27 protein-coding genes are annotated in these 26,363 nt (G+C 62.2%); 13 read left to right on the top strand and 14 right to left on the bottom strand.

Translation table 11 applies throughout. From position 1 onward, the window contains the following. Positions 1 to 60: 60 nt before the first annotated feature. The 6 genes from AC13DE_RS07845 to AC13DE_RS07820 all read right to left on the bottom strand — a co-directional run bounded on the left by AC13DE_RS07845 (position 61) and on the right by AC13DE_RS07820 (position 5,581). Positions 61 to 2,004, bottom strand: coding sequence for a TRAP transporter permease (locus AC13DE_RS07845; RefSeq protein WP_240790885.1), 1,944 nt, complete (start codon positions 2,002 to 2,004; stop codon positions 61 to 63). Positions 2,005 to 2,094: 90 nt separating this feature from the next. Beyond that, positions 2,095 to 3,066, bottom strand: a complete 972-nt coding sequence (locus AC13DE_RS07840) for a TAXI family TRAP transporter solute-binding subunit (RefSeq protein WP_114865570.1) — start codon at positions 3,064 to 3,066, stop codon at positions 2,095 to 2,097. Between the two features lie 43 nt (positions 3,067 to 3,109). Next, on the bottom strand, positions 3,110 to 3,877 hold the full coding sequence (locus tag AC13DE_RS07835) for a hypothetical protein (protein WP_114865571.1): 768 nt from the start codon (positions 3,875 to 3,877) through the stop codon (positions 3,110 to 3,112). Then, a complete protein-coding gene (locus AC13DE_RS07830) occupies positions 3,874 to 4,812 on the bottom strand; it encodes a CoA transferase subunit A (protein WP_114865572.1) in 939 nt (312 codons plus the stop codon). The genes AC13DE_RS07835 and AC13DE_RS07830 overlap by 4 nt, the downstream gene beginning before the upstream one ends. Positions 4,813 to 4,976: 164 nt before the next feature. Beyond that, positions 4,977 to 5,300, bottom strand: a complete 324-nt coding sequence (locus AC13DE_RS07825; RefSeq protein ID WP_240790886.1) for a hypothetical protein — start codon at positions 5,298 to 5,300, stop codon at positions 4,977 to 4,979. A gap of 140 nt (positions 5,301 to 5,440) precedes the next feature. Further along, positions 5,441 to 5,581 carry a hypothetical protein gene (locus AC13DE_RS07820; RefSeq protein WP_289082879.1) on the bottom strand — a complete coding sequence of 47 codons (141 nt, stop codon included), beginning with the start codon at positions 5,579 to 5,581 and terminating at the stop codon, positions 5,441 to 5,443. A gap of 6 nt (positions 5,582 to 5,587) precedes the next feature. Between AC13DE_RS07820 and AC13DE_RS07815 the strand changes: the two genes are divergently transcribed. From AC13DE_RS07815 to AC13DE_RS07800, 4 genes are all read left to right on the top strand, one after another. Beyond that, positions 5,588 to 5,977 (top strand): hypothetical protein, encoded by a 390-nt coding sequence (locus AC13DE_RS07815; protein ID WP_289092243.1) that lies wholly within the window; start codon positions 5,588 to 5,590, stop codon positions 5,975 to 5,977. Positions 5,978 to 6,139: 162 nt separating this feature from the next. Further along, complete coding sequence (locus tag AC13DE_RS07810) at positions 6,140 to 7,570, top strand: MmgE/PrpD family protein (protein ID WP_114865574.1); 1,431 nt, start codon at positions 6,140 to 6,142, stop codon at positions 7,568 to 7,570. Continuing rightward, positions 7,570 to 8,628 (top strand): acyl-CoA dehydrogenase family protein, encoded by a 1,059-nt coding sequence (locus tag AC13DE_RS07805; RefSeq protein ID WP_114865575.1) that lies wholly within the window; start codon positions 7,570 to 7,572, stop codon positions 8,626 to 8,628. The genes AC13DE_RS07810 and AC13DE_RS07805 overlap by 1 nt, the downstream gene beginning before the upstream one ends. Then, a complete protein-coding gene (locus tag AC13DE_RS07800; protein ID WP_114865576.1) occupies positions 8,625 to 9,773 on the top strand; it encodes an acyl-CoA dehydrogenase family protein in 1,149 nt (382 codons plus the stop codon). Before AC13DE_RS07805 ends, AC13DE_RS07800 begins: the two co-directional genes overlap by 4 nt. Positions 9,774 to 9,804: 31 nt before the next feature. Here AC13DE_RS07800 and AC13DE_RS07795 read toward each other — a convergent pair whose 3' ends face one another. Beyond that, complete coding sequence (locus tag AC13DE_RS07795; RefSeq protein WP_114865577.1) at positions 9,805 to 10,623, bottom strand: IclR family transcriptional regulator; 819 nt, start codon at positions 10,621 to 10,623, stop codon at positions 9,805 to 9,807. A 106-nt stretch (positions 10,624 to 10,729) separates the two neighbouring features. Next, on the bottom strand, positions 10,730 to 11,260 hold the full coding sequence (locus AC13DE_RS07790) for a MaoC family dehydratase (protein WP_289091637.1): 531 nt from the start codon (positions 11,258 to 11,260) through the stop codon (positions 10,730 to 10,732). 83 nt (positions 11,261 to 11,343) lie between these two features. Here AC13DE_RS07790 and AC13DE_RS07785 point away from each other — a divergent pair, with 83 nt between their 5' ends. The 9 genes from AC13DE_RS07785 (at position 11,344) to AC13DE_RS07745 (ending at position 20,585) form a co-directional block, all read left to right on the top strand. Continuing rightward, positions 11,344 to 12,648 carry an acyl-CoA dehydrogenase family protein gene (locus AC13DE_RS07785; RefSeq protein ID WP_446306293.1) on the top strand — a complete coding sequence of 435 codons (1,305 nt, stop codon included), beginning with the start codon at positions 11,344 to 11,346 and terminating at the stop codon, positions 12,646 to 12,648. Positions 12,649 to 12,664: 16 nt separating this feature from the next. Next, positions 12,665 to 13,891: an acyl-CoA dehydrogenase family protein gene (locus tag AC13DE_RS07780; RefSeq protein ID WP_114865579.1), complete on the top strand. Its 1,227-nt coding sequence runs from the start codon at positions 12,665 to 12,667 to the stop codon at positions 13,889 to 13,891. Positions 13,892 to 13,939: 48 nt separating this feature from the next. Further along, on the top strand, positions 13,940 to 15,088 hold the full coding sequence (locus tag AC13DE_RS07775) for a TAXI family TRAP transporter solute-binding subunit (protein ID WP_114865580.1): 1,149 nt from the start codon (positions 13,940 to 13,942) through the stop codon (positions 15,086 to 15,088). A 109-nt stretch (positions 15,089 to 15,197) separates the two neighbouring features. Then, positions 15,198 to 17,123, top strand: a complete 1,926-nt coding sequence (locus AC13DE_RS07770) for a TRAP transporter permease (protein ID WP_446296440.1) — start codon at positions 15,198 to 15,200, stop codon at positions 17,121 to 17,123. A gap of 1 nt (position 17,124) precedes the next feature. Further along, positions 17,125 to 17,571 carry a PaaI family thioesterase gene (locus AC13DE_RS07765; protein ID WP_114865582.1) on the top strand — a complete coding sequence of 149 codons (447 nt, stop codon included), beginning with the start codon at positions 17,125 to 17,127 and terminating at the stop codon, positions 17,569 to 17,571. A 26-nt stretch (positions 17,572 to 17,597) separates the two neighbouring features. Continuing rightward, entirely contained in the window at positions 17,598 to 18,374 is a 777-nt protein-coding gene (locus tag AC13DE_RS07760) for an SDR family NAD(P)-dependent oxidoreductase (RefSeq protein ID WP_114865583.1), read from the top strand. Position 18,375: 1 nt separating this feature from the next. Next, a complete protein-coding gene (locus AC13DE_RS07755) occupies positions 18,376 to 18,771 on the top strand; it encodes a Zn-ribbon domain-containing OB-fold protein (protein ID WP_114865584.1) in 396 nt (131 codons plus the stop codon). Beyond that, positions 18,768 to 19,913 (top strand): thiolase, encoded by a 1,146-nt coding sequence (locus tag AC13DE_RS07750; protein ID WP_114865585.1) that lies wholly within the window; start codon positions 18,768 to 18,770, stop codon positions 19,911 to 19,913. Before AC13DE_RS07755 ends, AC13DE_RS07750 begins: the two co-directional genes overlap by 4 nt. Positions 19,914 to 20,198: 285 nt before the next feature. Then, entirely contained in the window at positions 20,199 to 20,585 is a 387-nt protein-coding gene (locus tag AC13DE_RS07745) for a hypothetical protein (protein ID WP_132998120.1), read from the top strand. Positions 20,586 to 20,823: 238 nt separating this feature from the next. On the opposite strand, the gene AC13DE_RS07740 is transcribed toward AC13DE_RS07745, so the two are convergent. From AC13DE_RS07740 to AC13DE_RS07715, 6 genes are read right to left on the bottom strand one after another with little or no spacing between them, the layout of a single operon-like run. Continuing rightward, entirely contained in the window at positions 20,824 to 22,020 is a 1,197-nt protein-coding gene (locus AC13DE_RS07740; RefSeq protein WP_243251833.1) for a phenylacetate--CoA ligase family protein, read from the bottom strand. 27 nt (positions 22,021 to 22,047) lie between these two features. Beyond that, a complete protein-coding gene (locus tag AC13DE_RS07735; protein WP_114865588.1) occupies positions 22,048 to 22,857 on the bottom strand; it encodes an enoyl-CoA hydratase/isomerase family protein in 810 nt (269 codons plus the stop codon). A 34-nt stretch (positions 22,858 to 22,891) separates the two neighbouring features. Beyond that, positions 22,892 to 24,043: an acyl-CoA dehydrogenase family protein gene (locus tag AC13DE_RS07730; RefSeq protein WP_114865589.1), complete on the bottom strand. Its 1,152-nt coding sequence runs from the start codon at positions 24,041 to 24,043 to the stop codon at positions 22,892 to 22,894. Next, a complete protein-coding gene (locus AC13DE_RS07725) occupies positions 24,040 to 25,164 on the bottom strand; it encodes an acyl-CoA dehydrogenase family protein (protein ID WP_254693862.1) in 1,125 nt (374 codons plus the stop codon). The genes AC13DE_RS07730 and AC13DE_RS07725 overlap by 4 nt, the downstream gene beginning before the upstream one ends. After that, positions 25,151 to 25,600 carry a MaoC family dehydratase gene (locus AC13DE_RS07720; RefSeq protein WP_037929955.1) on the bottom strand — a complete coding sequence of 150 codons (450 nt, stop codon included), beginning with the start codon at positions 25,598 to 25,600 and terminating at the stop codon, positions 25,151 to 25,153. Before AC13DE_RS07720 ends, AC13DE_RS07725 begins: the two co-directional genes overlap by 14 nt. Next, positions 25,597 to 26,316, bottom strand: a complete 720-nt coding sequence (locus AC13DE_RS07715; RefSeq protein ID WP_114865590.1) for a transglutaminase-like domain-containing protein — start codon at positions 26,314 to 26,316, stop codon at positions 25,597 to 25,599. Before AC13DE_RS07715 ends, AC13DE_RS07720 begins: the two co-directional genes overlap by 4 nt. Between the last annotated feature and the right edge of the window lie 47 nt (positions 26,317 to 26,363).

Below are 26,363 nucleotides of genomic sequence, written 5' to 3'. Positions count from 1 at the left end.
TCGTAAAAGGGCCGCCGCAGGTATTTTTCGGCGGCCCCGTTCTTTGAAAGAGCAGTGGCGTCACCCGGTGCTGAGGGTCTGCCGCTCTCCGCGCATAAACCGCCAAACGATCAGACCGGTCAATGCCAGCCCACCGATAATATCGGCCATCGGCGCGGCATAGAACAGCAAGGCAGCCGACGCCAGAAACACCCCCCGCCCAGGTATGGACAGCGTTCCCCGAAAGTAACCGCTCAACCCGACGCTGACCGCAAAGACGGCGGCGCTTGCCACGCCCAGATCCAGAACGATCTGACCGGTCCCGCCCTGCGCCAGAATGCCCGGTCTGAACACAAACAGGAAGGGCACCACATAAACCGCCCCGGCAAGCACCAGTGCACGACCGGCAACTTTCCAGAAATTGGCCCCGGCCAGCGCGGCGGCGGCATAGACGCTGGCGCAGACCGGCGGCGTGATGGCTGACAGAATCGCGTAGTAGAAGACGAACAGATGCGCCGTCAGTTCCGGCAGGCCAAGCCGCACAAGGCTGGGTGCTGCAACCGCCGCCGCCAGAACATAAGAGGCCGTGGTCGGCACATCCATTCCCAGCACGATCGACAGCACAGCCGCCAGCAGCAGGGCGACGATCAGGCCCTGATCGGACACTGAAAACAGCAGGTTCGAGATTTTGACCCCCGCGCCCGTCGCTGTCAGAACCTTGACGACGATCGCGGCACAGGCCAGCAACGCGGCAATCATCACCAGCGCGCGACCGGCCTCGACCATCCCCTCGTAAACGTCGCGGACCAACCCGGTCCAACATGCCTTCAGCCCCTGCTCCCGTGTGTCGCGGCCAAAGGGGCGCACGGCTGCACAGGCCAAGATCAAAACGATGATCGACGCGGCACCGGCAAAGCTTGGCGTGTAGCCCTGGAACAGGAAATAGACCACCGTTGCGATAGGCAGGAACAGCGGGATCGCCTTGTCGGGTGCCAGGAAATCCGCCGGTTTCGGCATTTCGTTTTTCGGTGTGGGCTGAAGGCCCGTGCGGCGCGCATAAAGGTCCACTCCGAGCCATATCGCGAGGTAGTAGAGAAACGCCGGGCCCATCGCTGCCACAGCGATCTGGGTGTAGGGAATGTTCAGGAACTCAGCCATGATGAAGGCCCCCGCCCCCATCACCGGCGGGGTCAACTGACCGGCGGAAGACGCAACCGCCTCGACCGCGCCGGCAAAGGCCGGCGGGTAGCGCAGCCGCTTCATTGTGGGGATCGTAATCGACCCCGTCGCCATCACATTGGCCACCGCCGATCCGGTCACCGTCCCGAACATCGCCGAGGACAGCGCGCAGACCTTCGCAGGGCCGCCGAAGGTGCGCCCGGCGATCCATGTCGCCATCTTCATGAACACGTCGGTCGCCCCGGTGGACAAAAGCAATGCCCCCAGAAGCACATAGATCGTGATGACCCGAGCGCCCACATCCGCAAGATAGCCGAAAATACCGGTGGTCGAGCTGTAGAAGGTTTCGACCGCCGTGCGGGCCGAAACGCGCGGCGGGCGCCAGCCCCCGTCGATCAGATCGTACCCGAAGTAATAATAGAGAACGGTAATCAGTGCCAGCAAGGGCAGGAACCACCCGATCACCCGCCGGGCCGCTTCGAGCGTCAGCAAGACGGCCAGCAACCCGGCCGCCTTGTCGAGCGGCCCGTACTGCACCATGATGTCGGAAAAGCGATCCCGGTTGAGGATCACATAGAGGCACACGCCAAAGGCCAGCAGCCCGAGCGTGATGTCGATGGTCCGCTCCAGCCCGTTTCGACCGCCGGTCCGCGCTGCACGCGCGGCGTAAAGGAAAAAGGCACCGCCCAGACCGAAGCCGATAAAGATCGGTCGTTGAACCAGCGGTTCGAACTGTCCGAACAGGGCATTGTAGAAATGCAAAGCGACAAATGCCGCAAACAGCGCGCCGAGCGCCTGTGTTCCGCGCCGTTGCCAGGGCGAAGCCTCGGCCGATGAGTGTCTCATTGTCGTGTTCCCTTTCAGGCGGCGGGGCGCAAATGGCGCCCCACTCGACCGGTCCTTCCGATCGGCAGCGTGACCGTCCGCAGTGCGGAATCAGTTACCCATGGCTTCTTTCCAGTAGCGCGCCGCGCCCGGATGATAGACGATACCGGCCTCCATCGTCGCGACGGCATCGGCTGCAATGTCGTACTCCGTCAATTGCGGCCAGGCCTCGACCAGCAGGTCCATGTTCTGGTGGATGCTGCGCGAGATGTCATAGGCCGTGTCGTCGTCCATGACGCCGGTGCGTGTCAGGAAAAAGACGTTGAGCTTGGGCACCCGCATCTCCTCGGACCCCGCAATAAGGCCTGCCGGAAGGGTTGTGAAACCGACGCCTTCCATGGCTTGTGTCGCCGCTTTCTCCTGCTCTTCGGAGAAACCGATCAACCGCATCTCTGTGCTGGTCATCAACTCTTGCAAGGTCGCATCGACAGAGTTTGCGGCCCCGTATTTGCTGTAACCGATGATCTGGCGGTTCTTGATGCCTTCCACCGCGTCCCCGACGGCTCCGTGCACGAGGTCGGCATTGATGTCGAACATCGACAGGACGGTGGTTGTCAGGTTCTCGGCAGCCGATCCGCGAATACCTGGATTGAATTTCTTGCCATCCAGATCGTCAAGCGTGGTCACACCCGATGCTTCGGTTGCGGCAATCAGCAGCACCGACGCGCTGTAGGGATACAGCGCCACCGTATCGGAAATGGCGTTTCCGTCGAACTTGCCGGTTCCGTTTCGGGCAGCGATCAGAATGTCAGTGGTGGCAAGGCCGAGATCGATTTCATCCCGCGCGAGGCGCAGAACATTGTCCACGCTGGCGCCGGTTTCGATCACGTTGACGGTGGTATCCTCCATACCGGTCTCGATCGCCTTGCTCATCGCGACCGAGATCGTAAAGTGGCTGGACGTCGGGCTCGTGGTCCCCATCGTAAGGTCTTTGGCCGAAACCGCGCCGCCCACAAGAAGGGCACTGAGCGCCACTGCGGTGCCGATGGGCCCCCTGCTTCCGATTGTTTTGCGTTTGAACATGTCTTCCTCCCAGTTGTTGTTCAGAATTACCCGTACTTGCGCGTCAGGCGCGCAAAGTTCCGGTCTTGTCGATCCGCTCACGCAGAGCCGTCAGTTCCTCCTCTGTTGGCAGCGGCGTTTGCGGCACGTTCTGAGTGATCCCAAGGTCAAACCCCGTGTGGCGCTGAACCTCTGCGGCCGTATGGCCCGCGTGGACAGATTTCAGTCGCATCCGCAGCGTCGCCGGGTCGAAATCCAGAACCGCGCGGGGTGTCACTACGAACCGCGGCCCTTCGTTGGTCAGGCCGGCGACGCGCTTTGCCTCGGGGCCGGAAAGGTGCCCCGGTATGGTGACGAAATCTACTTTTTCGACAAAATTCCGCGTCGTATGAAGCGTCGGGCAGATGTAGAACCGCGTCGAAGTGTGGCAGTAGGACAGGTTGGCCGCCCCCGGTCCGCGCACCTTGGGCGCGTGCAGCGTGCCACCGACGTGATGCAGGTTGATGTTGCCATAAGCGTCATGCTGCAACCCGCTGTGAAAGAAGAAATCCAACCCGTGATGGCTGTGGCCGAAAAGCTCGATGAAGGTTTCGGCGGCCTCGCAGCGGCCCAGGGCGCGGTCGTCCAGCATAGAGGGATAGAGCCGTCCCGGCTCGGGGTTGAAGAACATCTCTCCGCCGACTGTCAGGTTGGGTGCGTGCAGTTCGCGCGCCAGCGCGATCGCCGCCATCGGCACCAGAGCCGCCGCACCCGCCGCCCCCAGTTCGCCATCGGCCAGGTCGCGGGCCAGCACCACGACCATCTGCTCAAGGGGGGAAATCGCAGCACTCATCCTTTCCGCGCCTCCGCGTTAAGCTGCGCCAGATATTCTGCGCCCCCGACTGTTTTTATATAGTCTTTCTGATCTTTCGGCCCGGTCACATGGCGCGCGATGTAGGCATCCAGTCCCGCGCGGTCGCTGGCCCGGGCGGCGTCGCCCAGATCGGCGTAGGCGTCGATATGATCCTCGTCCATCGCGTAATTGGGGAAGCTCGCGGTTGGGTGTGCGCCGTAAGGCACCTCGACTACGACGTCGACATAGTGTGATGGCACCGTGACCCGTGACGGGTCATCAAGGATCACCTCGTCCGGCACGATCCTGTCCACGCTGGCAATGACCATGTCCGAGGCGCGCGCCATCAGCTGATCGGCATAGACCATCGTGCTGAGATGGCGCAGGTTCCCCCAGCGGTCGGCTTCCTGCGCGTGCAGGAAGGTCACGCGGGGCCGGATCGGTCCGACGGCGTGGATGCGGCGGCCCGAAAACGGACAGTCGATTTCGCGGATCAGCGGATTGTGCTTCAGCACGTCCGACCCCCGCAACGCGTCGATCGGCTGAAACGGCACACCGTGGGCCGACGCCATCAGCCCCCCAACCACGGTCAAGGCATCAAGTGCATGTGCAGTCACCTGCCCCGCCTCGACCGCGCTTCGGAAATTGGGGCAGAGACGGTTTTCCAGCGTGACGCCGGGAATGAACACCTGCTCGACCGCGCCCGCCGCGATCATCAGATCGACGTCATAGCCCGCACCGGGCGAGGAATAGATATGCAGGCCCTTTGCCCCCACCGCCAGCAGCCCGCGCACCAGAGCGACCGGCCTGCCCTGCTTGAACAGCCCGCCAAGGCACAGGTCCGGACGTTCCCGCAAAGCGTCCCGGGCCCGGCGCGCTGCGTCCTGCAGCCCCGTGACCTTGCTGCGGCGCGTGAGTGTCGTTTGGCCTTCCATTGTTCGGTACGTCGCTCCGATGCTGCTGTTTTACCGGGCCGACCGCCGGGGAGTTTTCGCAGAACAACTGTACTCGACCGCACGCGATCCAGCACCTTCCGGGATGTGACGGGGATGATCGAACACATATGTGCGATTGGCCGCGCAGGGCGCATGGCGCAGGATCAGGACATCAGAGCGGGCCTGCCGACGACAATGAGAGCAATGAGAAGGATGCTGACCAGACCGAACAGCCCGTTCCATCTCAAACCGATGGTCAGGGGCCGTTCCCTGACGATGGAAGACGCATAAACGACGGCGGTGATGGCAAGCCTCATACAAATGATGCTGCTCCATCCACCGGCCAGCGCAAGGCCCGGAGCAAGGGGTGACAAACCATCCACGCCGATGCGAATGACCACTTCCGCCAGCAACACCACCGAGATCATCGGGTGTATACCCAGCAGCCCCGTCAGGAATACCGTCATGATCAACAGCACAACGGTCACGTCAGGCCGCGTTGCGATCCAGCCAAGAGGGTCGGCAATCCATTCGACGGGACGACCTCAAGTGCAACGAGGCCAATAAACCCCGCCGAAGCGATAACGCTCATTTCGGTCGCGAATCCCGGTGCCCGTTTCACGAACCGTCACGACATGTGGCAAATGCTGCCGACGCCCTTGCGCAGACCCGACCAGAGAAGCGCATAAACCGGCACGATGGTGATCAGGGCGGTCTGGAAACTGTATTCCGTCGCTCTGTCCAGTATCACGACGATGCCACCCAGCATAAGGATATGACCCGTAACGATCACGACCGACCAACGGGCCCAGCCCGGCAAGTCCCCGGTCAGGGGCGCGACCCTGCCGCGCGCCGACGGCGGACGTCACCATTCGACCGAGTCGAACAACCCCCCAAGAAAAAGCACCCCCGGCCAGCCGGGTTGCGTGCGGCGGGCCGTTTCAAAGCATCAATGGACGGCATCTGCATCCGCTGTTACGAGGCATTTGGCGTGCCTGCAAAGGTGCGCCAGTTCCGGACACGCTGGTCGGGCTGTGATGTCCTGGATGCCAGCTTCATCCGCAGCGGCCCGCAATGCGCCTTTGCCTTCCAGACCATTCGCGCAGACATCCCCAACCGCAGTTGCGCTTCGCTTCGACGTTATTCCGACACGTCCGGCGTTTGATCTCCAAAGGGTTCAGATGAAGGATGGCCTTCAGGCTGCTTTAACCCTGCGGGGATCACAACGCGATAGCCCAGTTCAACACATATGTGCGAAAAGGGGGTCATCCGAATTGATAGCACCTCCTGACTTGGGGCAATGTGCAGTACCAGAGAGGATCAGGACATGGTCAGCGATTTCACCCGCCGTCTGACGCGGTTCATCACCGCGCGGCATCGGCTGGACACGCCAAATGCCGAGCAGGCCGCGCTTTGCGTGGAAGATACGGTGGCTGTTATCTACGGCGGCTGGCACGCGCCGGTGGTCCGCCGGCTGGCGGCACTTGACGGGGACGAGGCCGCAACACCGGTGGGTTCCGTCGGAAAGCGCGGCGTCGAACGGGTCGCGTTCCTCAACGCCGTCGCCGGTCATGCGCTGGATTTCGACGATGTCCACACCCTCAGCGTCACCCACCCCAGTGTAGTGCTGGTGCCCGCGCTGCTGGCCATGGCAGAGGCTCGACCGGAGACGACCGCCCGCGTCGCCCCCGCCCTTGCGGTGGGAACAGCCGTCAATGTCGCACTGGGACAGGTTCTGGGCTTTGGTCACTACGCCAAGGGTTGGCACGCCACATCGACGATCGGGGCTGTGGCTGCTGCGGCGGCGGTCGCGCATCAGCTTGCCCTTGACGAAGCGGCAACCGGCAACGCGCTGGCGCTGGCCGCATCGCAGGCCGGTGGATTGCAGATCAATTTCGGCGCGATGGCCAAGCCGATTCAGGCTGGCAATACCGCCCTCGTCGGGGTGCGGGCCGCCCGCATGGCCGAGGCCGGAATCACCGGTGCGCCCGATATTTTCGCGCCGCGCGGATTCTTCGATCTTTATGCCGGTCCGGACGGGCTTGCTGCCGACCCTGCCAAGGTGGAGCCAAGAATTGATCTCGGCAGCGTGTCACGCAAGCTTTATCCCTGCTGCTATTTCACCCACAGGATGATCGCCGCAGGGCGGCACCTTTACGCCCAACGCGGAGGAAACGCGGTGCCCGATGGCTCTGTGATCGAAATGACAGTGCCAAAGGGCGTGATGCTGCCCTTGCATATCGTTGATCCCAACGACGGAACAGAAGCCAAGTTCTGCGCCGCCTATACCTTGTCGGCGGCCCTGCATCAGGGCCGGGTCGGGCTTGCGGATTTCGAGGACGACAGCCCTCACCGCCCCGAGATCCGCCGTCTCATGAGCATGGTAATCATCGAAACCGAACCGGACGCGGGACCGGATCGCGTCGGGGTGGACCACGGGGCGGTCCATGTCCGCCTGCGCAGGGGGAACGAAACTCTTGCCGAAACCTCGGTCGCGGCGCATCCCGGTTCGCCCGCAGACCCGGCAAATCCCGCCGAGATCGGCGAGAAGATCGCCGATTGTCTTGAGAAATACCGCAAGGACGGTGGCACGCCACCCGCCACGGGGGCGTTTCGTAAGGAACTGCGCACACGTCTTCATTTGCCGCCGCTGCGCGATCCGGCGACCCCCGATGGCAAATCGGACCGGTCCCGGAACAGAACACCGGGACAGGGCGCGGCTGCCGCCAACCAAGCACCTATTGAAAGGACCACCTGATGGAATCAATGATCCATGACATGGCCGAGCGGCTTTTCCGCGACCATGTCAGCCACGGCCTGCGCGCGGATGCCGCTGCAGGGCAATGCCCCGAGACGCTCTGGACTCGGATCGAAGAGGCCGGGCTGCACATGGCCCTGGTGCCCGAAAAGGCTGGCGGTTTTGGCGTGCCCGCCGCCGAGGCGCTTGGGCTGGTGCGCATTGCCGGTGCGCACGGCTTGCCGTTGCCTCTGGCCGAAACACTGATTGCAAATGCGGTACTGGCGGGCGCGGGTCTGGCGCTGCCGCGCGGCAGGCTGACCATCGCCGAGGGCGTGGCCCTGCGGCTGGAACGGCGCGGCGGTGCACTCCATACGAGCGGGCACATGGCGATGGTGCCTTTTGCCCGCTGGGCGGACCGGATCGTGACCATCGCCGCGCTGGACGGCGTCGATCATGTTCTGTCCCTGCCGGTCAAGGATCTGACAGTCACGCCGGCGCAGGATCTCGCGGGGATGCCGCGCGACGATGTTGCGGTCGACCTTGCGCTAACGGACGCCGATGCCGCTCCCGCGCACCGATCGATGGGCGGGATGCGCGGGCTTGGTGCGCTTGTCCGCAGTCTGGCCACGGCCGGCGCGCTGGAGACTATCCTGCGGATGAGCGTCGAATACGCCAACGACCGGGTTCAATTCGGGCGGCCGATCGGCAAGTTTCAGTCGATACAACAGTACCTTGCGACATTGGCCGGAGAAACCGCCGCAGCGCGTGCGGCCGCCGAAATGGCGGCCGGCAGCTATGACACCGCCGCCTTCGCGCTGACCGTTGCCGCCGCCAAAAGCCGCTCCGGAGAAGCTGCGCAGACGGTCGGTGCGCTGGCCCACCAGATTCACGGGGCCATCGGCTATACTGAGGAACATGCGCTGCACCATTTCACCAAACGGATCTGGAGCTGGCAAGACGAGTTCGGCACCGAATTGGACTGGAACAGGGAATTGGGGCGTGCCGCCCTGTCGAGCCCCCACGACACTTTCTGGCACTTCATCACCGACAGCACTGCACAAGGCGTTCTGACATGACACTCACCGCATTCCCCCCGCCCCCGTCCGGCGCCGATCACAACGACCTGCGCCAGGAGGTCCGCGCGTTCCTGGCTGAGGAACTGTCCGATTTCCCGCCCGAGAAGCGTGCGAAATCATGGAACGGGTTCAGCCGGGACTTCTCCCGCAAGCTGGCGCAACGCGGCTGGGTCGGTATGACCTTTCCCGAGGAATACGGCGGCCACGCGCGCAGCGCGCTGGAACGCTATGTCGTGTCCGAAGAACTGCTGGCCGCCGGCGCGCCGGTAATCGCGCACTGGATCGCCGACCGCCAAAGTGGCCCTCTGATTCTGGCCAAGGGAACCGAAGAGCAAAAACGCGCGATCGTGCCGCGCATCGCTGCGGGCGAGCTGTGTTTCTGCATCGGGATGAGCGAACCCGATTCCGGCTCAGACCTCGCGGCGACGCGCACCGTCGCCACCGAAGTCGAGGGCGGTTTCCGCGTCAACGGCACCAAGGTCTGGACGACCTACGCCCATGTCGCCGATTACATGATCCTGTTTTGCCGCACCGGCAAGAGCGACGACCGCCACGGCGGGATGAGCCAGCTTCTGGTCGACCTCAAGGCCACGAAGAATATCCAGATCAGCCCGATCATCGACATGGCCGGAGAGCATCATTTCAATCAGGTGATTTTCGATGACACGTTCCTGCCATCCGACGCGCTTCTGGGCGAAAAGGGCGAGGGCTGGTCACAAGTCATGAGCGAACTGGCTTTCGAACGCAGCGGACCGGAACGGTTCCTGTCGTCCTTTGCCCTGATCGAGGAACTGATCCGATTGCTGCGGCAAGACGCCACAGAGGCCCAACAGGCCGAGATCGGCCGCCTGTCCGCGCATCTGATGGTGCTGCGGCAAATGTCGCGCTCGGTCGCCGGGATGCTGAACGAGGGCAAGAACCCCGCGCTTCAGGCCGCCATCGTCAAGGATCTCGGCGCGCTCTTCGAACAGGATATCCCGCGTCTGGCCCGAAGCCTGATTTCACGTCCGGCCGTGCCCGGAGGACGCGACAGCTATGCGGCGGTGCTGGCCTATACCGAACTTGCGGTGCCGTCGTTCTCGCTCCGGGGGGGCACCCGCGAGATCCTGCGCGGCATCATCGCACGCGGGTTGGGTCTGCGGTAACGAAAGGTCGACCGGACTGATCGGCGCGCACCTAATTCAGGGCAGTTCCGGTCTGGTCCGGACGATAGCCTAGCGCAAGAGAGAGCTGTTCGGCGCTCGCTTTGGCCGCTGTCACGCACAGTTTCCGGTTCCTGGCGGCGCGTTCCAGCGGCGCGCCGATCACCAAAGCCCCTGCGAGGTTTCCATCGGCACGAAACACGGGAACTCCGAAGCCCGCTGCATCGACATGCGCCGTACCGACCGTTCTGGCGTAACCGGTTTCACGAATTTCCGAAACCATGTGCCGCAATGCGTTTTCGTCGGTGATCGAATTGCCGGTAAGCGGCGTCAGTTCCGTCCGTTCGAAGTAGGCATCAAGCTCCTCTGGGGTGTCATAGGCCAGCATGACAAGACCCGATGCCGAACAGAACAAAGGCCGGTCGACTCCCGTCTGGGCCACGTACCGCACGGGCTGCGGGCTTTCGATGACCGACGAATAGACCACACGATCGCCATCGCGAACAGCGTAGAGGACCGTCTCGCCGGTCTGTTTGACGAGGTCGTTCATTACCCCGCGCAGGACCGACCCGAACGGGTGGTTGGCCAGGATGGACTGGGCGAACTGAAAAATCCGTGGCCCGAGGAAATACGCGTCGTTCTCGCGCATCAGGTAACTCATTTCAGTGAGAGGGCGTAGCAGCACCAGCAAACTGCTCTTGGGGCAATCCAGCGCGCTGCTGAGTTCGGACAGGGACATGCGCCGGTTGCTTTGCGCGAGCAGATCGAAAAGCGACAGAATGCGGTTCAGCGACCGTGGCCCTTCCGATGTGCGTCCGGCAGATCCAATTCTGTCAGATTGCGCGGTTTTCATGGTCGACGCCTCCAGTTTCGCGATGCGACAAGGTATTGGCAAAACCAACGCGGCAGTCCACCCATATTCGGCCGGGATCGGACCTGCGCAGCGTACCAAAAAAGGTCTAGTCCTCTCCCGGTTCCTTGTCCGCCGTGCGTGCCTTGATCATCCGCAGGGGCGTGTAGTCCAGCACCTGCTCCCCGGTTTGTTTGAAAACCCTGTTCCGGGTCCGAACCAGGCCGCGGTTCGGCCGGCTCTTCGAGCGGCGCGACTCGATGACCTCGACCTCGCAATGGATCGTGTCCCCCGCGAAGGTCGGCCCCAGAACCTTCAGCTCCATTTCCAGAAAGGCAAAGCCCGTGTGTTGCATCGTGGACTGGGTCAGCAGACCCTCCATGAAGGTATAGACAAGCGCGCCGGGGGCGGCGAAGCCGTCGATATTGGATTCCTTTTCGCGAAAGTCGCTGTTGATGAACAACACTTCGAGCATGCCGGTGACACTGACGAAATTCGTGATGTCTGTTTCGGTCACAGTACGGCCGATGGTCCGAAATTCGCGCCCCACCGGCAAATCTTCATAACAAAATCCAAGGCCCACAGTTTCCATGCCGCTCTTTCTCCTGTCGAGTCCCATCTGGTGCGAAGCTACGGCCACGCCAGTCCCGCGACCTGAACATTCCCCGCTTTCCGCAGGTTAAGGTGCAACAGCGAGACTAATCAATCGAAGCGGCCACTTTTGTGGGGCGCACTCGAATCAAGCACATCCGTGATGAATTCGGTTTGGCGGTCCGTTTCGCCGTTCTCGATGCGACATTGCACATATGTGGTTTTGCACGACCACCGGGCGTTAGTGTTTGGTCAGGCCCGATAGCCAACCTACCGTCGGCCAACACCCACTCGATCTTCACAACTGCAAGGAGGTACTCCGGCATGAATTTCGGATTTTCCGAGGAGCAGGATACCATACGCGAAACACTGGCCCGGATGCTGGGCGATCACGCCACCCTGAAGAGCGCGCACAACCGGCTCGACGGCGCCGACGGGTTCGATACGGCCACCTGGTCCGCACTGGCCGATGGCGGCTGGCTTGGCCTCGCCATATCGGAAGCGGAGGGTGGCGCAGGGATGGGCGCGGTGGAACTGGCGATCCTTGCCGAGGAAATCGGTCGCAGTCTGGCCGCAGTACCTTACCTGCCGGCCCTGTGTATGGCGGTTCCGGCCCTTCAATCCGCCGGAACGCAAGACCAGCGCACATCGCTTCTGCCCGGCATAGCCAAAGGCCGCACGATCATAGCCACGGCGCTTGCCGAGGGCGGCGGGCTCGCACCCGATACCGTATCGGCAAAAGTGGTGCAGGATCGTCTTTCGGGACAGAAAGCGCCGGTCACGTTCGGTGCCGAGGCGACCCACGCTCTTGTCGCTGCGACCGATGAGGAAGGCACCCCGCGTCTTTATCTTGCGGATCTTTCCGCCTCGGGCGTGACAATCGGTGCGCTCGACCCGATCGACCGTACACGCTCGGCGGCCAGAATCGACTTCGACAACGCGCCGGTCGAGCTGCTGCCCGGCTCGGACCCTGCGGCGATCCGGCGGCTGCTGGACGGCGCCGCAGTGCTGGCCGCCTTCGAACAGATCGGCCTAGCGGAGCGCGCCCTTGTCCTGACCACGGCCTATGCCGGCGAGCGGCACGCGTTCGGGCGTCCGATTGGCGGGTTTCAGGCGGTCAAGCACCGGCTCGCGGACATGTTCGCCAAGATTGAACTGGCGCGGTCCAATGCCTTTTTCGGTGCCTGGGCGCTGGCAAGCGGCGACAGCCGACTGCCCGAAGCGGCCGCCGTCGCGCGCCTCACTGCGCTCGATGCCGTGCAATTCACCACCGAGGAATCGATCCAGCTGCACGGCGGTATCGGGTTCACATGGGCCGCCGACCCGCATTTGTTCTTGCGGCGTGGTTGGCAGCTGAAGGCAGAACTCGGCCCGGCGGACATGTGGCGCGAGCGGCTCCTCGGGCATCTCGCGACACCTCTACGGGCCGTAAGCTGACAGGGAAATCAGACACATGGATTTTAGCGACAGCCCCGAAGAAGCGACCTTTCGCTCAGACGCGCGGAGCTGGCTGGATGCCAACGCAACCCTGCGGGACGGCAGCGAGAAAGCTCAGGATCACTTCATGGCCCGCGACGCCGAAGAGGTCGCCCGGGCGCGCGACTGGCAGGCCCGCAAAGCCGAAGCGGGCTGGGCCGGACTGACCTGGCCGCGCGCCTTCGGCGGACGCGACGCGACGCCGATCGAACAGGTGATCTGGAATCAGGAAGAAGGACGCTATGCCGTACCGCCCAACGCCTTCCTGATCGGCATCGGTCTGGTCGGGCCAACGGTCATGATCCACGGCACCGAGGCCCAGAAAGCCGCGGTCCTCCCGCGCGCCCTGACCGGTGAGGATATCTGGTGCCAGCTGTTTTCCGAACCCGCTGCCGGATCTGATCTGGCAGGCATACGCACCCGTGCGCGGCGCGACGGGGACGACTGGGTGATCTCCGGCCAGAAAGTCTGGACCTCGGGCGCGCATTATTCCAGCCACGGGATCCTTTTGGCACGCACCGACCCGCAGGTGCCCAAGCACAAGGGGTTGACCATGTTCCTTGTGGACATGTCAGATCCGGCCATCGAAACCCGTCCGATCCGCCAGATTTCGGGCGGTGCCAGCTTCAACGAGGTGTTCATCGACGACCTGCGCGTACCGGACAGCGCCCGCCTGGGCGGCGAATCCGAAGGCTGGAAGGTGGCGTTGACGACGCTGATGAACGAACGGTTCAGCATCTCGGTCGGGCGTGCCAGCGGCGGGGCCCGCGCGGAGGAATTGATAGCCCTTGCCACCCGTGTCGAACGCAACGGACGCCCGGCCATCGAAGACGGCGAGGTGCGCTCACGTATTGCCGATTTCGTCGCGCGGCAGCGCGGACTGGAATTCACCTCTTACCGGGTCATGACGTCGCTTTCGCGCGGTGAGGCTCCGGGTGAGGAAAGTTCGATCGGAAAGCTGCTGCTGGGCAAGCTGCGGCAGGAGATGGGCGCCTTTGGGATGGAACTGGCCGGGACGGCGGCGGGCATTTCGGTCAAAGCCGGAGACGATGCGGCGCGGTGGCGCAACGAATATCTGACCGCCCCCGGTAACCGCATCGCCGGCGGCTCGGACGAGATCCAGCGCACGATCATCGGCGAACGCATTCTCGGGCTGCCGCCCGACATTCGCCTGGATAAGAGCGCGCCATTCTCGGAGCTTTAAGCTTACCGCCCGGTCGTGCCGGAATAAACCAACAAGGAGGAGATCAACATGAACTTCAGATGGACAAGTATCGCTGCTGCCGGGTGTCTGGCGATGGCCGCGCCGGTCGGCGCGCAGGACATCGAGCTGCCCGACGTCATCGCCTGGTCGGCCTATGACACGGGATCGGCGGGCCACGCGCATTCGATTGCCATCGGTAACATGATGCGCAGCCGGTTCGGCACGACGATTCGGGTGCTTCCGGGGCGCAACGACGTCTCGCGGATGACGCCTCTCAAGAATGGCACGGTGGATTACTGCCTGTGCGGGATCGCGTCCTACTTCGCCGGCGAAGGGGTGTTCCTGTTCGCCGCACCGGAATGGGGTCCACAGCCGATCCGCGCTGTGCTTCAGGCCGTGGGCGACTACGGTCTGGGTGTGGCCGTCGCGGCCGATGCCGGTATCGAGACGGTTGCCGATCTCAAGGGCAAACGGGTTGGCCGCGCCGCCAGTTCACCCGCGATTGATGTCAATATGGAGGGACTGCTGGCCTTTGCGGACCTGACATGGGACGATGTGGATGCAGTCGAGTTTTCGGGCTACGTGAATTCTCTCAAGGGCATTCTGGAGGATCGCGTGGACGCCGCCTTTGCGCTGACGACAACCACCGTGAACTATCAGATCGAATCCAGCCCCCGGGGCCTCAAGTGGCTTGAAACACCGGCGGACGATGCCGAAGCCTGGGCCCGTTATACCGGGGTCACGCCCTTCGTAACGCCGCACACGGTGTCTGTGGGACCAGCAATCGACCCCGCCTCGCCTTTGCCCATGGCGCTGTACCCCTACCCGATCCTTGTCACCGAAGCCGATCAGAGCGCCACCGAGGTGCGAAACATCGTTGCCGCCCTCGATGCGGGATTTGACGAATACAAGGACGCCGCCCCCGGCGCGAATGCCTACGGGGTAGATCGCCAGATCCTGTCCTGGGTGATGCCGTGGAGCGATGGCAGCGTTGCCTATTTCAAGGAAAAGGGCCTCTGGACGGCTGAAGCTCAGGAAAATCAGGACGTGATGGTCGATCGGCAGAAGGTTCTGATGGACGCCTGGGAAGGCTTCGTCGACGGCGCCCCGGATGATGAACAAGAGTTCACCGCTGCCTGGATGAAGGTGCGCGCCGAAGCGCTGGAAGCCGGCGGTCACGAGGTCTTTTTCCGCTGAAACGGCGCGGCGCTTTTCTGGCGCCGCGTATCATCGGATTGGCTGGAACAACATAGGGAAATCGGGCATGCCACGGGAAATACAGGACGAAGCGGCACAGCCGGTGGGCATGGGCACCCTGCCCCCCTCCCTTCGCGGGTTGCTTGCCGCGTCGGCGATTCTGTTGTCGATGGCGTCAATCAACCATCTCTTCAATCTCGGGTTCTTCATGAACATCCGCCTGCTCGAGATTCATTACCTCTACGTGATGCTGCTGCTGACGTTACCCCTCGTTTACCTGATCTTTCCGTGCAGCAAGACAAACCCGCATGGGTCAACGCGGTGGTGGGATTACTTCCTGGCCTTTCTGGCGTTGATCACCTGCGCGTTCTTTGCCTATTACGGGCGCAGCGTGGTCAACAAGGGATGGGATTTTGCAGCCCCCACCCATGCCGTGATTGCCAGCTTCGCCTTCTGGTTCCTGCTGCTGGTGGCGGCGCGGCGCACCGGCGGATGGATGCTCTTCGGCATCATCTTGATGTTTTCCGTCTATCCGATGATCGCCGATTATGCGCCGGGGCCAATTCAGGGGTTCCAGCGCCCGCCGGTTGAAACGGCGATCTTCCACGCCATGAGCGGCGAAAGCGTTCTGGGCATCCCGATGCGCAGTTTCGTCAATCTTGTCGTCGGCTTCATGATTTTCGGGGTCGCGATGCAGCACACCGGCGCGGGGCCGTTCTTTATCGACATCGCCTTTTCCGCGCTCGGACATGTCCGGGGCGGACCTGCCAAGGTCGGCGTTCTGACCAGCGGGCTTACCGGCTCGATGAGCGGCAGCGTCATTACCAATGTGCTCACCACCGGCTCGATTACCATTCCGGCGATGAAAAAGGTGGGCTTCAGGCCCAGCTATGCCGCCGGGATCGAGGCGGCGGCGTCGACCGGGGCAGTGCTGATGCCACCGATCATGGGGGCCACGGCGTTTGTCATGGCGAGCTTTCTGCTGACCGACTACACAAACATCGTGGTTGCGGCGGTGCTGCCCTCGCTGCTTTATTTCTTTGCCCTGTTCGCCCAGATCGACGCTTATTCGGCGCGCAACGGGCTGAAAGGCGTGCCGCGTGCCGAACTCCCCAAGTTCGGCAAGGTGCTGCGTGAAGGCTGGTACTTCCTCGCCGTCTTCGGGCTTCTCATCTGGATGCTGCTCTATCTCAAGCGCGAAGCGATCGCCCCGTTCTATGCGACCGCGCTGCTGATCGGTCTGAACCAACTGCTGTCGAAATCGCGCTGGGGGCGGCAGGAACTGATGAACTTCCTGGTGGCGACGGGGCGGCTGTTTGTCGAACTGGTGGCGATCCTCGCGGCGGTCGGGCTGATTGTCGGCGGGCTGGCGGTGACCGGCATGTCCGGCACGATTTCGAACGACTTGCTATTCATCGCCGGGGGGAACACCTTCCTGCTGCTGCTTCTGGGGGCTTTGACCAGCTTCATCCTCGGGATGGGCATGACGGTGACAGCGGCGTATGTCATCCTTGCCGTGTCTCTGGCCCCGGCCCTGATCGCCGGCGGGCTTGATCCAATCGGCGTGCATCTGTTCATCCTCTACTGGAGCATGCTGAGCTACATTACCCCGCCCGTGGCGCTGGCGGCTTTCGCCGCAGCGGCGATTGCACAGGCCCGGCCCTTCGCTGCTGCCTACGAGGCGATGAAGCTGGGCACCATCATCTATATCGTGCCCTTCTTCTTTGTGCTCGATCCCGCGTACACCTTGCAGGCGGGGTTGGTTGACAGTGCCTTGACGGTCCTGCGCGCGGGTATCGGTGTCCTGCTGATCTGCGCTGGATTGCAGGGGTATCTCTTGGGTGTCGGCCGTATCGAACCCGGGCCCACGGGCGCGGTCGCACGGATTCTGCTCGGGATTGCCGGGTTGGCCTTCGCCTTGCCCTCGACCCCGATGTTGGCCGTTCCGATCCCCGGCGCGGTTGGGGCCGGTGTCGCTATCACGGTGCTTGGGGCGGTCATTGTGGCGTTTTCGCGCGATCGAAAGGCCGCCTGAGATGAGTGCACAGGATGGCAAACCCGAGGTGCCCGCCCCGTTCAACGCCTTGCTGGGCGTCCGCTTCGTTTCCTGGTCCGAGGGCAGGGCGGAATTGCAATTGAAGATCACCTGCGACCACCTGAACGGCGCTTTCGCTGTGCACGGCGGGGTCTACGCAACCATGCTGGACAACGCGGTCACGTTTTGCGCAGCATTTGCGGGCAAAGGCCGCCCCGGTCATCGCTGCCTGACGCTCTCGCTCACGACGAGCTTCGTCGGCGCGGCGGTCGAGGGCGACGTGCTGACGGCACGCGCGCGCAATGCCGGTGGCGGGCGCAAACTGGTGTTCGTGCAGGGGGAGATCGTCAATCAGAACGGACAACGTCTGGCCCACGGCGATGCGGTGATCAAGCGGGTCGCGCCATCGTCCAGCGAACCCGGACGAAGCGGGGCAACTGAACCGTGACCAGCAAACGAAATGAGGAGAGAGAAATGATCAATCCGATGTCATTGGAAAATCAGGTAATTATAGTCACCGGTGCCGGGCAGGGTATTGGCCGCGGCGTGGCGCAACTGGCGGCCCAGCTGGGTGCCAGGGTCATCGTGAACGATCTGAACGAAGACGGGGTCAAGGAAACTGCTGAACAGATCGGCGGCAATGCCCGCGCCCTTGTCGGGAACGTGGCTGACCCGGACTTTCCCGAGAAACTGGTGAAATTCGCGCTAGACGAATTCGGGGATATCAATGGGCTGGTGAACAACGCCGGCATCGTGCGCGCCGCGATGATCCACAAGATGGACCGTGCCACCTGGCAGCAGGTCATCGACGTCAATCTCACCGGCGTCTTCGCCTGTTTGCAGGCTGTAGGCACCTATTACAGGTACCAGGCCCAGAAAGACCCGGACAGCGCGGCGCGGCGTGCCATCGTCAATATTTCCTCCGATGCCGGCCGCCGCGGCACGATCGGCCAGATCAACTATGGTGCCGCCAAATCCGGCGTGCTCGGCCTCACGATGAGCGCCGCGCGGGAATGGGGCCGTTACAGGATCAACGTCAACTCGGTCTGTTTCGGAATGGTCGAAACGCCGATGACCGAAACGATCCGCTCGGACAAGTTCGCCGACAAGTACATGGCGCAGATCCCGATGGGGCGTATGAGCACCCCCGAAGAAGTAGCGCAACCGGTCTGTTTCCTGTTGTCAAACGCGGCATCCTACATCACCGGCCAGCACCTGAGCGTGAATGGCGGCTATCACATTGGATTCTGAGATGACTGATATGAAAAACAGCCCGGGGCCGGACGCCGTCTTTGCCGCCAAGCTGGCCGAGGGCGTCTTCGAGATCCAGAAATGCGGTGCCTGCGGTGCGCATGTCTTTCACCCGCGCGTGATCTGCCCGACATGTGGCAGCGCAGACCTTGGATGGGTGGCACCCACGGGGCGGGGAACGATCTATGCGCGGACGGTTGTGCGTCGAAAGCCGGAAAGGGGCGGCGACTACAACGTGGTGCTTGTGGACCTTGAAGAAGGCGTGCGCATGATGTCGCGCGTGGACGGCATCGCGCATGACGAAATCGCCGCCGGACTGAAGGTCAGCGCGTCGATTGGCGAAGGGGCGGACGGCGGACCTGCAGTGGTGTTCCGGCCCGAAAGAGGTGCATCATGAGTTTGCGGGGAAAAGCCGCCATCGTCGGAGCGGCGCTGGCCGGCTGTGGCGAGGCTCATGGCAAGAGCGCGATGGAAATCACTGTCGAGGCCGTACATGGCGCGCTGGCCGATGCCGGGGTGTCGCTTGGCGACGTCGACGCCATTGCCACCTGCCAGCCATTGGACACGCTGTCGGGGCTTACGCTGGCCCAGGAACTGGGGCTGAACCCCAAGTTCACCATGAACAACCGCATGGGCGGATCGTCGTTCCTGTCGCACACGCTCTGGGCCGCAATGCTGCTGGAGCTGCGGCTCGCCGACACCGTGCTGATCTGCTACGGATCGAACCAGCGCACTGCCTCGGGCAAGTTGATGACCGCGCTCGATCTGCCAACCTATGAAGCGCCCTATCAGCCGATGTTCCCGCTGTCGTCCTACGCGCTGGCCGCAGACCGTCACATGACGCAGTTCGGCACCACGCGCGAACAGCTGGCCGATGTGGCGGTAGCTGCCCGCGCTTGGGCGCAAAAGAACCCCGAGGCGTTCATACGCGATCCCCTGACGCGCGAGGATGTCATTGCCTCGCGGCTGGTCTCGGATCCGCTGCGGGTGCGCGACTGTTGCCTTGTCACCGACGGCGGCGGCGCGCTGGTGATGCGGCGGGCCGAGACGGCCAAAGATCACCCTAGGCCCCCGGTCTATCTGCTGGGGGGCGGCGAAGGTACGACGCACCGCGACATTTCCGAGATGCCGGACCTGACCGTGACCGGCGCGGCCCAATCCGGTGCGACGGCGATGAAAATGGCCGGCGTCAAGCCCGCCGACATTGACGTTGTGCAGCTTTACGACGCCTTTACGATCAACGTGATCCTGTTCCTTGAGGATCTGGGCTTTTGCAAGAAAGGCGAAGGTGGTGCCTTTGTTGAAAACGGCGGCATCGCGCCCGGCGGCCATCTGCCGGTCAACACCAACGGCGGCGGGCTGTCCTGTGTGCATCCTGGCATGTACGGCATCTTCACGCTGGTCGAAGCGGTGCGCCAGCTGCGCGGCGACGCCGGAGACCGCCAGATCGACGGGGCCGAGTTGGCAATGGCGCACGGCAACGGCGGTGTCCTGTCCAGCCAGGTCACGAATATTCTGGGCACCGAGTCGACGCTCTGATCAACGGATCGACCCAATATAAAGGCGGCACCATCAGAGCCTGCCATTTCTCGATCAGCGCCTCCGGATTCTCGGTTTCGCAATATATCCTTGGTTGGGCCATGGCCAGATTCTTGGCGAATGGTTCACGTTCATCGAGCGACAAGGTCTTTCAGAACTTTGGGTTGGGTGCAAAGATCGAACAGGGCTATTGGTGTGCAGCTAAACGCACTGCATGTGTTCAACTTTGATGTTGGTACCTCAGCAAACCGTAGGGTCCGCGGTGATCCTGCTGAGGATTCTCGCGTGTTCGATCCTGGCCGCAGCAAAACTCGTCAGGAACGCACGCTTCAACTCGTCGCTGTCGCAAGTGGTGATGATCCGGGCCGAGACGTTCTGATCGTGGGCAATCGGCGTGGTGCTCCGACCGTATCCCGGTATCCTTACTTCCGCGTCTGGGCAATCAACGGCCGAGAAGATGTGAGCCATGCGATGCATAGTGGTGGTCCTGTCGTGTTTCACGACATCCGCAACCGCCCTTTTGACGGGAATCCATCGACACTGGGGCTGACAGCTGATCACGGCAACGAGGGTCGTCGTGCGGGCGTGCTGGCGGCTGTTGCAGATCCGCGCGGGTTCGACGGCCCAGTGGTACCGATGCCATTCCGGGTACCAGTTATCTCAGCAGAATGAACGGCAATTATCTCAAACCGTCGGTACGTCCGAATGTCCGGCGCGACGCATGAGGTGACCAGCGGGGGATCGGCGCGGCACACGCGGCGGCGATGACAGCTGCGTAGTTGACCAGTCTCGGCAGGGAACTCCTCGGCGCGAAGATGACGCTCCGCGCCTGACGCATGAAGGAGACAGTGGTTGTCCTGTCCCCCTTTCGGGGTGCGGTCGACCGAACTCGGATGCAGTTGAAGCAACCTCAGTTGTCTTTCTGATTGACGATCAGATCCGCATTCTCCGGCAACTCCGAGATGACGCTCACAGCGTCGGCTCGAATCCTTGAATGCAGTTTGAAGGCTTCGGCGGCGGCTGTCTCGGCAGTGGATACGTCTGCACCATCTTCCAGGACAAGTGAGATCTTGACCATGTCGCGGTCGTTATCTCGGGTGACGACGGCCTGGGCGGCACTGGCGCCGGGCGTGGCGATGACAACTTCCTCTATGACCCGCGGATAGACGAATATCTCGCGCACTTTCACTGCCGCCCCAACCCGGCCTTGCAACGCTGAAATGCGTTTGACGCTGCCATCCTTGTTGCTTTCCAACGCAAACGCACTGTCGCCAGTGCCGAACCGGATCATCGGCCAGGTGGCGTCGCGTGCGGTCACAACGACCTCACCTGGTTCACCGTGGTCCACCTGCGCGCCGCTGACGGGATCGCAGATCTGCACCACACGGTCTGGGTGGACCACATAGCCTTCGCCGCCATCTTCATAGCCGACGAGGCCCAGATCGGCAGTGGCATAAGCGGCCCAGGTCGACACGCCATACTCGGCCTCGATCCGGCGGCGCTTGGCCATCCAGTCGCCCATCTCACCACCGAGAAAGGCGGTTTTCACTTTCCACGCGTCGCGGCCATAGGTTTCGATTACCTTGTCCGCCAGCGTGAGAAAAAACGCTGTCGAAGCGCAAATCGAGGTGACGCCCGTTTCCACGATGATCTGTGCCTGAAGCTCGGTATTGCCCACGCCGCCGGGAATGACGGTGGCACCTGCGGCCTGTGCCGCTTCGTCGAACAGCAGGCCAGCCGGTACAAGGTGGTACATCCAGGTGTTCAGGATGATGTCCCCTGCGCCTACTTCTGCCGCCTTGAAAAGCAGATCAAGGCCATGTCCACCGCCACCCGCGAGCGCTGGTTCGAAGATAGGGCCGGGTGAGACGTATATCCGCGCGACATCCTTCAGATCAGAAGCGAGGAAACCGCCGAAGGGCGGGTTTTCACGCTGAATCTTCAAGAGGTCTTCTTTCTTCATCACCGGCAGACCCGACAAGTCCGCCAGCGACCTGACGGCTGCCGGATCGAATCCGGCAGCCGCAAATCGTGATTTCAGTCCCGGGGCCTTTTCGGCCGCGGCGCTATAGGCCTGAGCTATGTCCCGGTAGATGTCTTCAGACATGTCCATGCCTCCTTGACCATTCGTGAGTTAAATCGGGCAGTCTTTGCGGAAGTTCGGCGCGCGCTTCTCGCGGTGCGACAGAACGCCTTCCTTGACGTCCTCACCCATGAAGCCAAGCATCTCCAGCGCGGTCGACGCATCAAAGATAGGCCCGGCCTGACGCAACCAGTTGTTCAGCGAATACTTGGTCCAGCGGATCGCGCTCTGCGAGCCGTTCGACAGTTCCGTCGCCGTATCGAGCGCAATCTGCTGCAATTCGTCATCCTCGACACACATCGACACCAGACCGATGCGCTCGGCCTCTTCACCCGACACTGGTTTGCAGGTCATCAGATAGTATTTCGCCTTCGCCATTGAGGTCAGCAACGGCCAGATGATCGCCGCGACGTCCCCGGCGGCAACGCCCAGACGCGGGTGGCCGTCCACGATCTTGGCCTTTTTCCCTGCGATCGAGATGTCGGCAAGAAGGGCAACGACGAGCCCGGCACCGGCGGCGGGGCCGTTGATTGCAGAGATGATCGGCTTGTTGCAATTGATGATATTGTAGACGAGGTCCTTGGCCTCTTTCCACGTTTTCATGATCTCGTGCGAATCCCCGATCATCTTTTCGATCAGGCTGAAATCGCCACCGGCCGAAAACGCCTTGCCCGCGCCGGTTACGATGACCGCGTTGATGTCGGGGTCACGGTCGATATCGATCCACATATCCGTCATCTGTGTATGCATCTCAGAGTCGACAGAGTTAAAAGTCTCGGGCCGGTCGAACGTAATACGCAGAACACGGTCCGCCGGGTAGTCGAATTTCATCTTGTGGTATTTCGCATAGCGGTCAGACATGCTTCTTTTCCTTTGTTTTGATATTGATGTGGGTTCAGCCAGGCAATCCGAGGACGGCCTTGGACAGGATGTTGCGCTGAATTTCGTTTGATCCGCCGTAGATCGTTGTCGGTCGGGCCTTGTAAAAGCTCGCCAGAACGTCGACATTTACATTGCCGACCTGCAGTGGGCCGACCGTGCCGCCATCGGGGCCAGCCGCCTCGATCATCAGTTCGGTGATGCGCTGAAAGCATTCGGTCACCCAGATCTTGAGCATCGAGACATCCGCGCCCAGCGTTTCGCCACGCTTGAGCTGATCGGCGAAACGCGAATAGAGTGCGGCATGATCCTCGACATCGAGAGCGGCCTGGGCAAAACGGTCGCGGAAGACAGGGTCTTCAAAAGCGCCCCGTCCACGGGCAAAGCTCTCAAGCTGGCCCAGTGCATTTTGAGCCAGGTTCGGCGCCCCGATGAAAATACGCTCGAAGCTCAGCAGCGCCTTGGCCATCGTCCAGCCCTTGTTAAGCTCACCGACCAGGTTCGCGCGCGGCGTCCGGGCATCATCAAAGAACACCTCGCAAAACTCAGTCTCCCCCGACAAGGTGGTGATCGTACGCACTTCGACACCCGGCTGATCCATCGGCGCAAGCAGGAAACTGATGCCCTGCTGCTTCTTTGGGGTGGCCTGATCGGTCCGCACCAGCATGAAGATGTGGGTTGCGTCATGCGCCATCGTGGTCCAGATTTTCTGCCCGTTGATGACGAAGTCGTCGCCATCGGTCTCTGCGCGGGTGCGCAGATTGGCCAGATCGGACCCGGCGCCCGGCTCGGAATAGCCTTGGCACCAGATGTCTTCACAACTCAAAATACGGGGCAGCCAATAGTCTTTCTGTTCCTGGGTACCGAACTTGATAACCAACGGGCCGACCATCTGCACGCCCATATCGCGCCCGCGATTCACGCCCCAGCGCTGCTGCTCTTCGTAAAAGATAAGCAGCTTGGCCGCGTTCAGCCCCATACCGCCGTATTCTGCTGGCCAGGCCGGTGCGACCCAGCCTTTCGCGTGCAGCTTGCGATGCCAATGTTCGATCTCGGCAAATTTGGGACGGTGCGGCAGATTACGCAGCTCCTCGGGATATTCCGCTTCGAAAAAACCGCGCACTTCCTTGCGGAAATCCGCATCGCTCATCGCGTTCCAATCGGTCATTGTGCGGCTCCTTCCTCTTCTCGCGCTTCGAACCAAAGCCGTCTGTGATAGGCGTCGTCACCCAGCCACGCGGAAAGAACCAGCGCCCGGTTGAGGTAAAGCGCGATCTCGAACTCGTCCGTATACCCGACCGCACCATGCAGCTGGATCGCGTCGCGCGTGATCTTCTTGGCAGCCGTGACCGCGCGAGCCTTGGCCCGGCTGGCAAGTCGCGCCCGTGCTTTCGGATCGGTTTCGCGATCCATCAGCCCGAGAGCTTCGCGCACCCCCGATTGTGCAACCTCGCACATCACGTTCAGGTCGACAGCACGGTGCTGGATGACCTGAAACGATCCGATGGGCTTGTCGAATTGCTCCCGGGTCTTGATGTAATCCAGAGTGATTTCGAAGGCGCGCTCGCTCAGACCGACAAGCTCGGCGGCGGCAAGCGCCGTTGCGTCATTGACCGCCTCGGCGAGCGCGGCCCGAACCGCACCCCCACTGGCCAATTCTCCCGCAGGCGTGCCCGAGAACGAAAGCTCGCCCATCGCGCTGCCATCGGCCTGCCTGCGCTCTTCGACGGACAGCCCGTCCGCACCGGCCTCCGCCAGCACAAGAACCGGACCGGCATCCCCTTCGGCCACGACGAGGAAACCCCGTGCCCCGCCAGCGCCGGCAACCCATCCCTTGCTGCCGGTCAGCTTTCCGTCGGCGTAACGACAACTCGGCTCGGCGGGACCACCGTTCGGTCCGCGCTCCTGCCAGGCGACGGCCAAAACGGTGGCCCCCTCAACAAGCTGTTCCATCATGGCATGGTCCGGGCAAAGACGGCGCAGAAGTCCAAGGCTCAGCCCGACCGTCACCACGACCGGTTCCGGGGCAATCACCCGGCCCACTTCCTCGGCGATGACGCCGCCGGCAGCCAGGCCCATGCCAAGCCCGCCGTTTTCCTCCGGTACGGTCACCCCGAAAATGCCAGCCTCGGCCATTTCGCGGATCATACCCGCATCCCAGCCGCCACCGGCATCGCGCAGTTTTCTGGACCGTCCACTACCGCCCGCGCGCTCGAACAGGGTCCGCGCACTTTCACGCAGCATGCGAAGGTCTTGTTGGTCGCTTGGTTGCATATCAGTCTGGGTCATTCTGTTTTCGCTGGATCATTACGGGCGTATCGGTCGAAAAAACGACCTCACCCTTTGGGTTTTTTGCACTGAGTGTATAGTTCAGAACGCCACGGTCGGGTTTGCTTTTCGACGGCGTGACCGAGTTTACCGTCAATTCGATATCGAGCGGTTCATTCGGGCGCACGGGACGCAACCAGCGCAGGTTATCGAATCCGATGCCGCCGATGTTGGCAACACCAACCATGAACTCGGTCATGATCGGCTTGAACACCTCAAGCATCGTCTGAAAGCCCGAGGCAATCAGTCCACCGTGCACGGTGGTCGCATAGTCTTCGTCGGTGTGCAGCCGTTGCGGGTCCCATTCCTCGGCGAAGGCTATGATGGCCTCCTTGCTCATCGGCTCGCTATGAAAGCGAAAAACCTGGCCCGGCGCGAAGTCCTCCAGATATTTCAAGATGTCCCCTCCTTTGAGAAACCCGCATCGTACCCGGCCGAATCGCTGGAAATTCGCACGCGGTTGAACTCTTCCAGTTTTGGATAGGTTTCCTTGAAGGCCTGGAGGAACTCCGTGATCGGCGCGTCGACGTAGAGACCCCGGTCATTCACATATTCCATGTGCCGGTGGTTCTGTTCGTCGAATTCGTGGAAGAGAGCATCGTGATACCCGTCGAAGACCAGCGGCTTCACCCCGAATCGTTCGCACAGCTCCATGTTGAAGGCGGGCGTGACCTTGTAGGACTCACCATCAAGCCAAAGTTGGACATAGCCGTGATAGATGAAGAGGTCAGTGCCCATCAACTCTTGCAGCTTGGGCGTGTTCAGGTGGTTTCGTACATCTGCAAACCCCACTGCGGCGGGGATGCCGACGGCTCTCAGACAGGCCGCAAGAAGGATTGCCTTGGGCACGCAGAACGCCGCCTCCGCACCGGCGATTCTGCTGGCGCGATAGGAATCTTCATCCAGCGCGAAGCAATAGGGATCGTATCGGATGTCATCACGAACCGCCTCGAAAAGCCGGATCGCCTTGTCACGGCGGGACGCGTCGGCGGGAATATCACGCAAGGCGTTGGACACGAACCCCTGGACTTCAAGGCTGTCGCTTTCGACAAAATGCGCCGGCATGACGTAGCGCTCTGCTTCGGCAGGCAGGTCATCTACGGACTGTGGCATAGGATCCCCCTTTTCTAACATCTGTTAGATTAATGAATGAAGGATGG

It is taken from the genome of Sulfitobacter sp. L-8, from assembly GCF_056859255.1.
The sequence above is the reverse complement of the archived record's forward strand: the minus strand, read 5'-3'. Positions and strand labels throughout refer to the sequence as shown.

What these genes read in the sequence shown, in the direction of transcription:
- AC13DE_RS07770 (WP_446296440.1), top strand. Translation starts at nt 15,198, where the DNA reads ATGGGCACCCTGCCCCCCTCCCTTCGCGGGTTGCTTGCCGCGTCGGCG.
- AC13DE_RS07735 (WP_114865588.1), bottom strand. Translation starts at nt 22,857, where the DNA reads ATGTCTGACCGCTATGCGAAATACCACAAGATGAAATTCGACTACCCG.
- AC13DE_RS07750 (WP_114865585.1), top strand. Translation starts at nt 18,768, where the DNA reads ATGAGTTTGCGGGGAAAAGCCGCCATCGTCGGAGCGGCGCTGGCCGGC.
- AC13DE_RS07835 (WP_114865571.1), bottom strand. Translation starts at nt 3,877, where the DNA reads ATGAGTGCTGCGATTTCCCCCCTTGAGCAGATGGTCGTGGTGCTGGCC.
- AC13DE_RS07775 (WP_114865580.1), top strand. Translation starts at nt 13,940, where the DNA reads ATGAACTTCAGATGGACAAGTATCGCTGCTGCCGGGTGTCTGGCGATG.
- AC13DE_RS07810 (WP_114865574.1), top strand. Translation starts at nt 6,140, where the DNA reads ATGGTCAGCGATTTCACCCGCCGTCTGACGCGGTTCATCACCGCGCGG.
- AC13DE_RS07715 (WP_114865590.1), bottom strand. Translation starts at nt 26,316, where the DNA reads ATGCCACAGTCCGTAGATGACCTGCCTGCCGAAGCAGAGCGCTACGTC.
- AC13DE_RS07740 (WP_243251833.1), bottom strand. Translation starts at nt 22,020, where the DNA reads ATGTCTGAAGACATCTACCGGGACATAGCTCAGGCCTATAGCGCCGCG.
- AC13DE_RS07725 (WP_254693862.1), bottom strand. Translation starts at nt 25,164, where the DNA reads ATGACCCAGACTGATATGCAACCAAGCGACCAACAAGACCTTCGCATG.
- AC13DE_RS07780 (WP_114865579.1), top strand. Translation starts at nt 12,665, where the DNA reads ATGGATTTTAGCGACAGCCCCGAAGAAGCGACCTTTCGCTCAGACGCG.
- AC13DE_RS07815 (WP_289092243.1), top strand. Translation starts at nt 5,588, where the DNA reads ATGACCCGTAACGATCACGACCGACCAACGGGCCCAGCCCGGCAAGTC.
- AC13DE_RS07820 (WP_289082879.1), bottom strand. Translation starts at nt 5,581, where the DNA reads ATGCTGGGTGGCATCGTCGTGATACTGGACAGAGCGACGGAATACAGT.
- AC13DE_RS07755 (WP_114865584.1), top strand. Translation starts at nt 18,376, where the DNA reads ATGACTGATATGAAAAACAGCCCGGGGCCGGACGCCGTCTTTGCCGCC.
- AC13DE_RS07765 (WP_114865582.1), top strand. Translation starts at nt 17,125, where the DNA reads ATGAGTGCACAGGATGGCAAACCCGAGGTGCCCGCCCCGTTCAACGCC.
- AC13DE_RS07800 (WP_114865576.1), top strand. Translation starts at nt 8,625, where the DNA reads ATGACACTCACCGCATTCCCCCCGCCCCCGTCCGGCGCCGATCACAAC.
- AC13DE_RS07795 (WP_114865577.1), bottom strand. Translation starts at nt 10,623, where the DNA reads ATGAAAACCGCGCAATCTGACAGAATTGGATCTGCCGGACGCACATCG.
- AC13DE_RS07730 (WP_114865589.1), bottom strand. Translation starts at nt 24,043, where the DNA reads ATGACCGATTGGAACGCGATGAGCGATGCGGATTTCCGCAAGGAAGTG.
- AC13DE_RS07840 (WP_114865570.1), bottom strand. Translation starts at nt 3,066, where the DNA reads ATGTTCAAACGCAAAACAATCGGAAGCAGGGGGCCCATCGGCACCGCA.
- AC13DE_RS07845 (WP_240790885.1), bottom strand. Translation starts at nt 2,004, where the DNA reads ATGAGACACTCATCGGCCGAGGCTTCGCCCTGGCAACGGCGCGGAACA.
- AC13DE_RS07805 (WP_114865575.1), top strand. Translation starts at nt 7,570, where the DNA reads ATGGAATCAATGATCCATGACATGGCCGAGCGGCTTTTCCGCGACCAT.
- AC13DE_RS07830 (WP_114865572.1), bottom strand. Translation starts at nt 4,812, where the DNA reads ATGGAAGGCCAAACGACACTCACGCGCCGCAGCAAGGTCACGGGGCTG.
- AC13DE_RS07760 (WP_114865583.1), top strand. Translation starts at nt 17,598, where the DNA reads ATGATCAATCCGATGTCATTGGAAAATCAGGTAATTATAGTCACCGGT.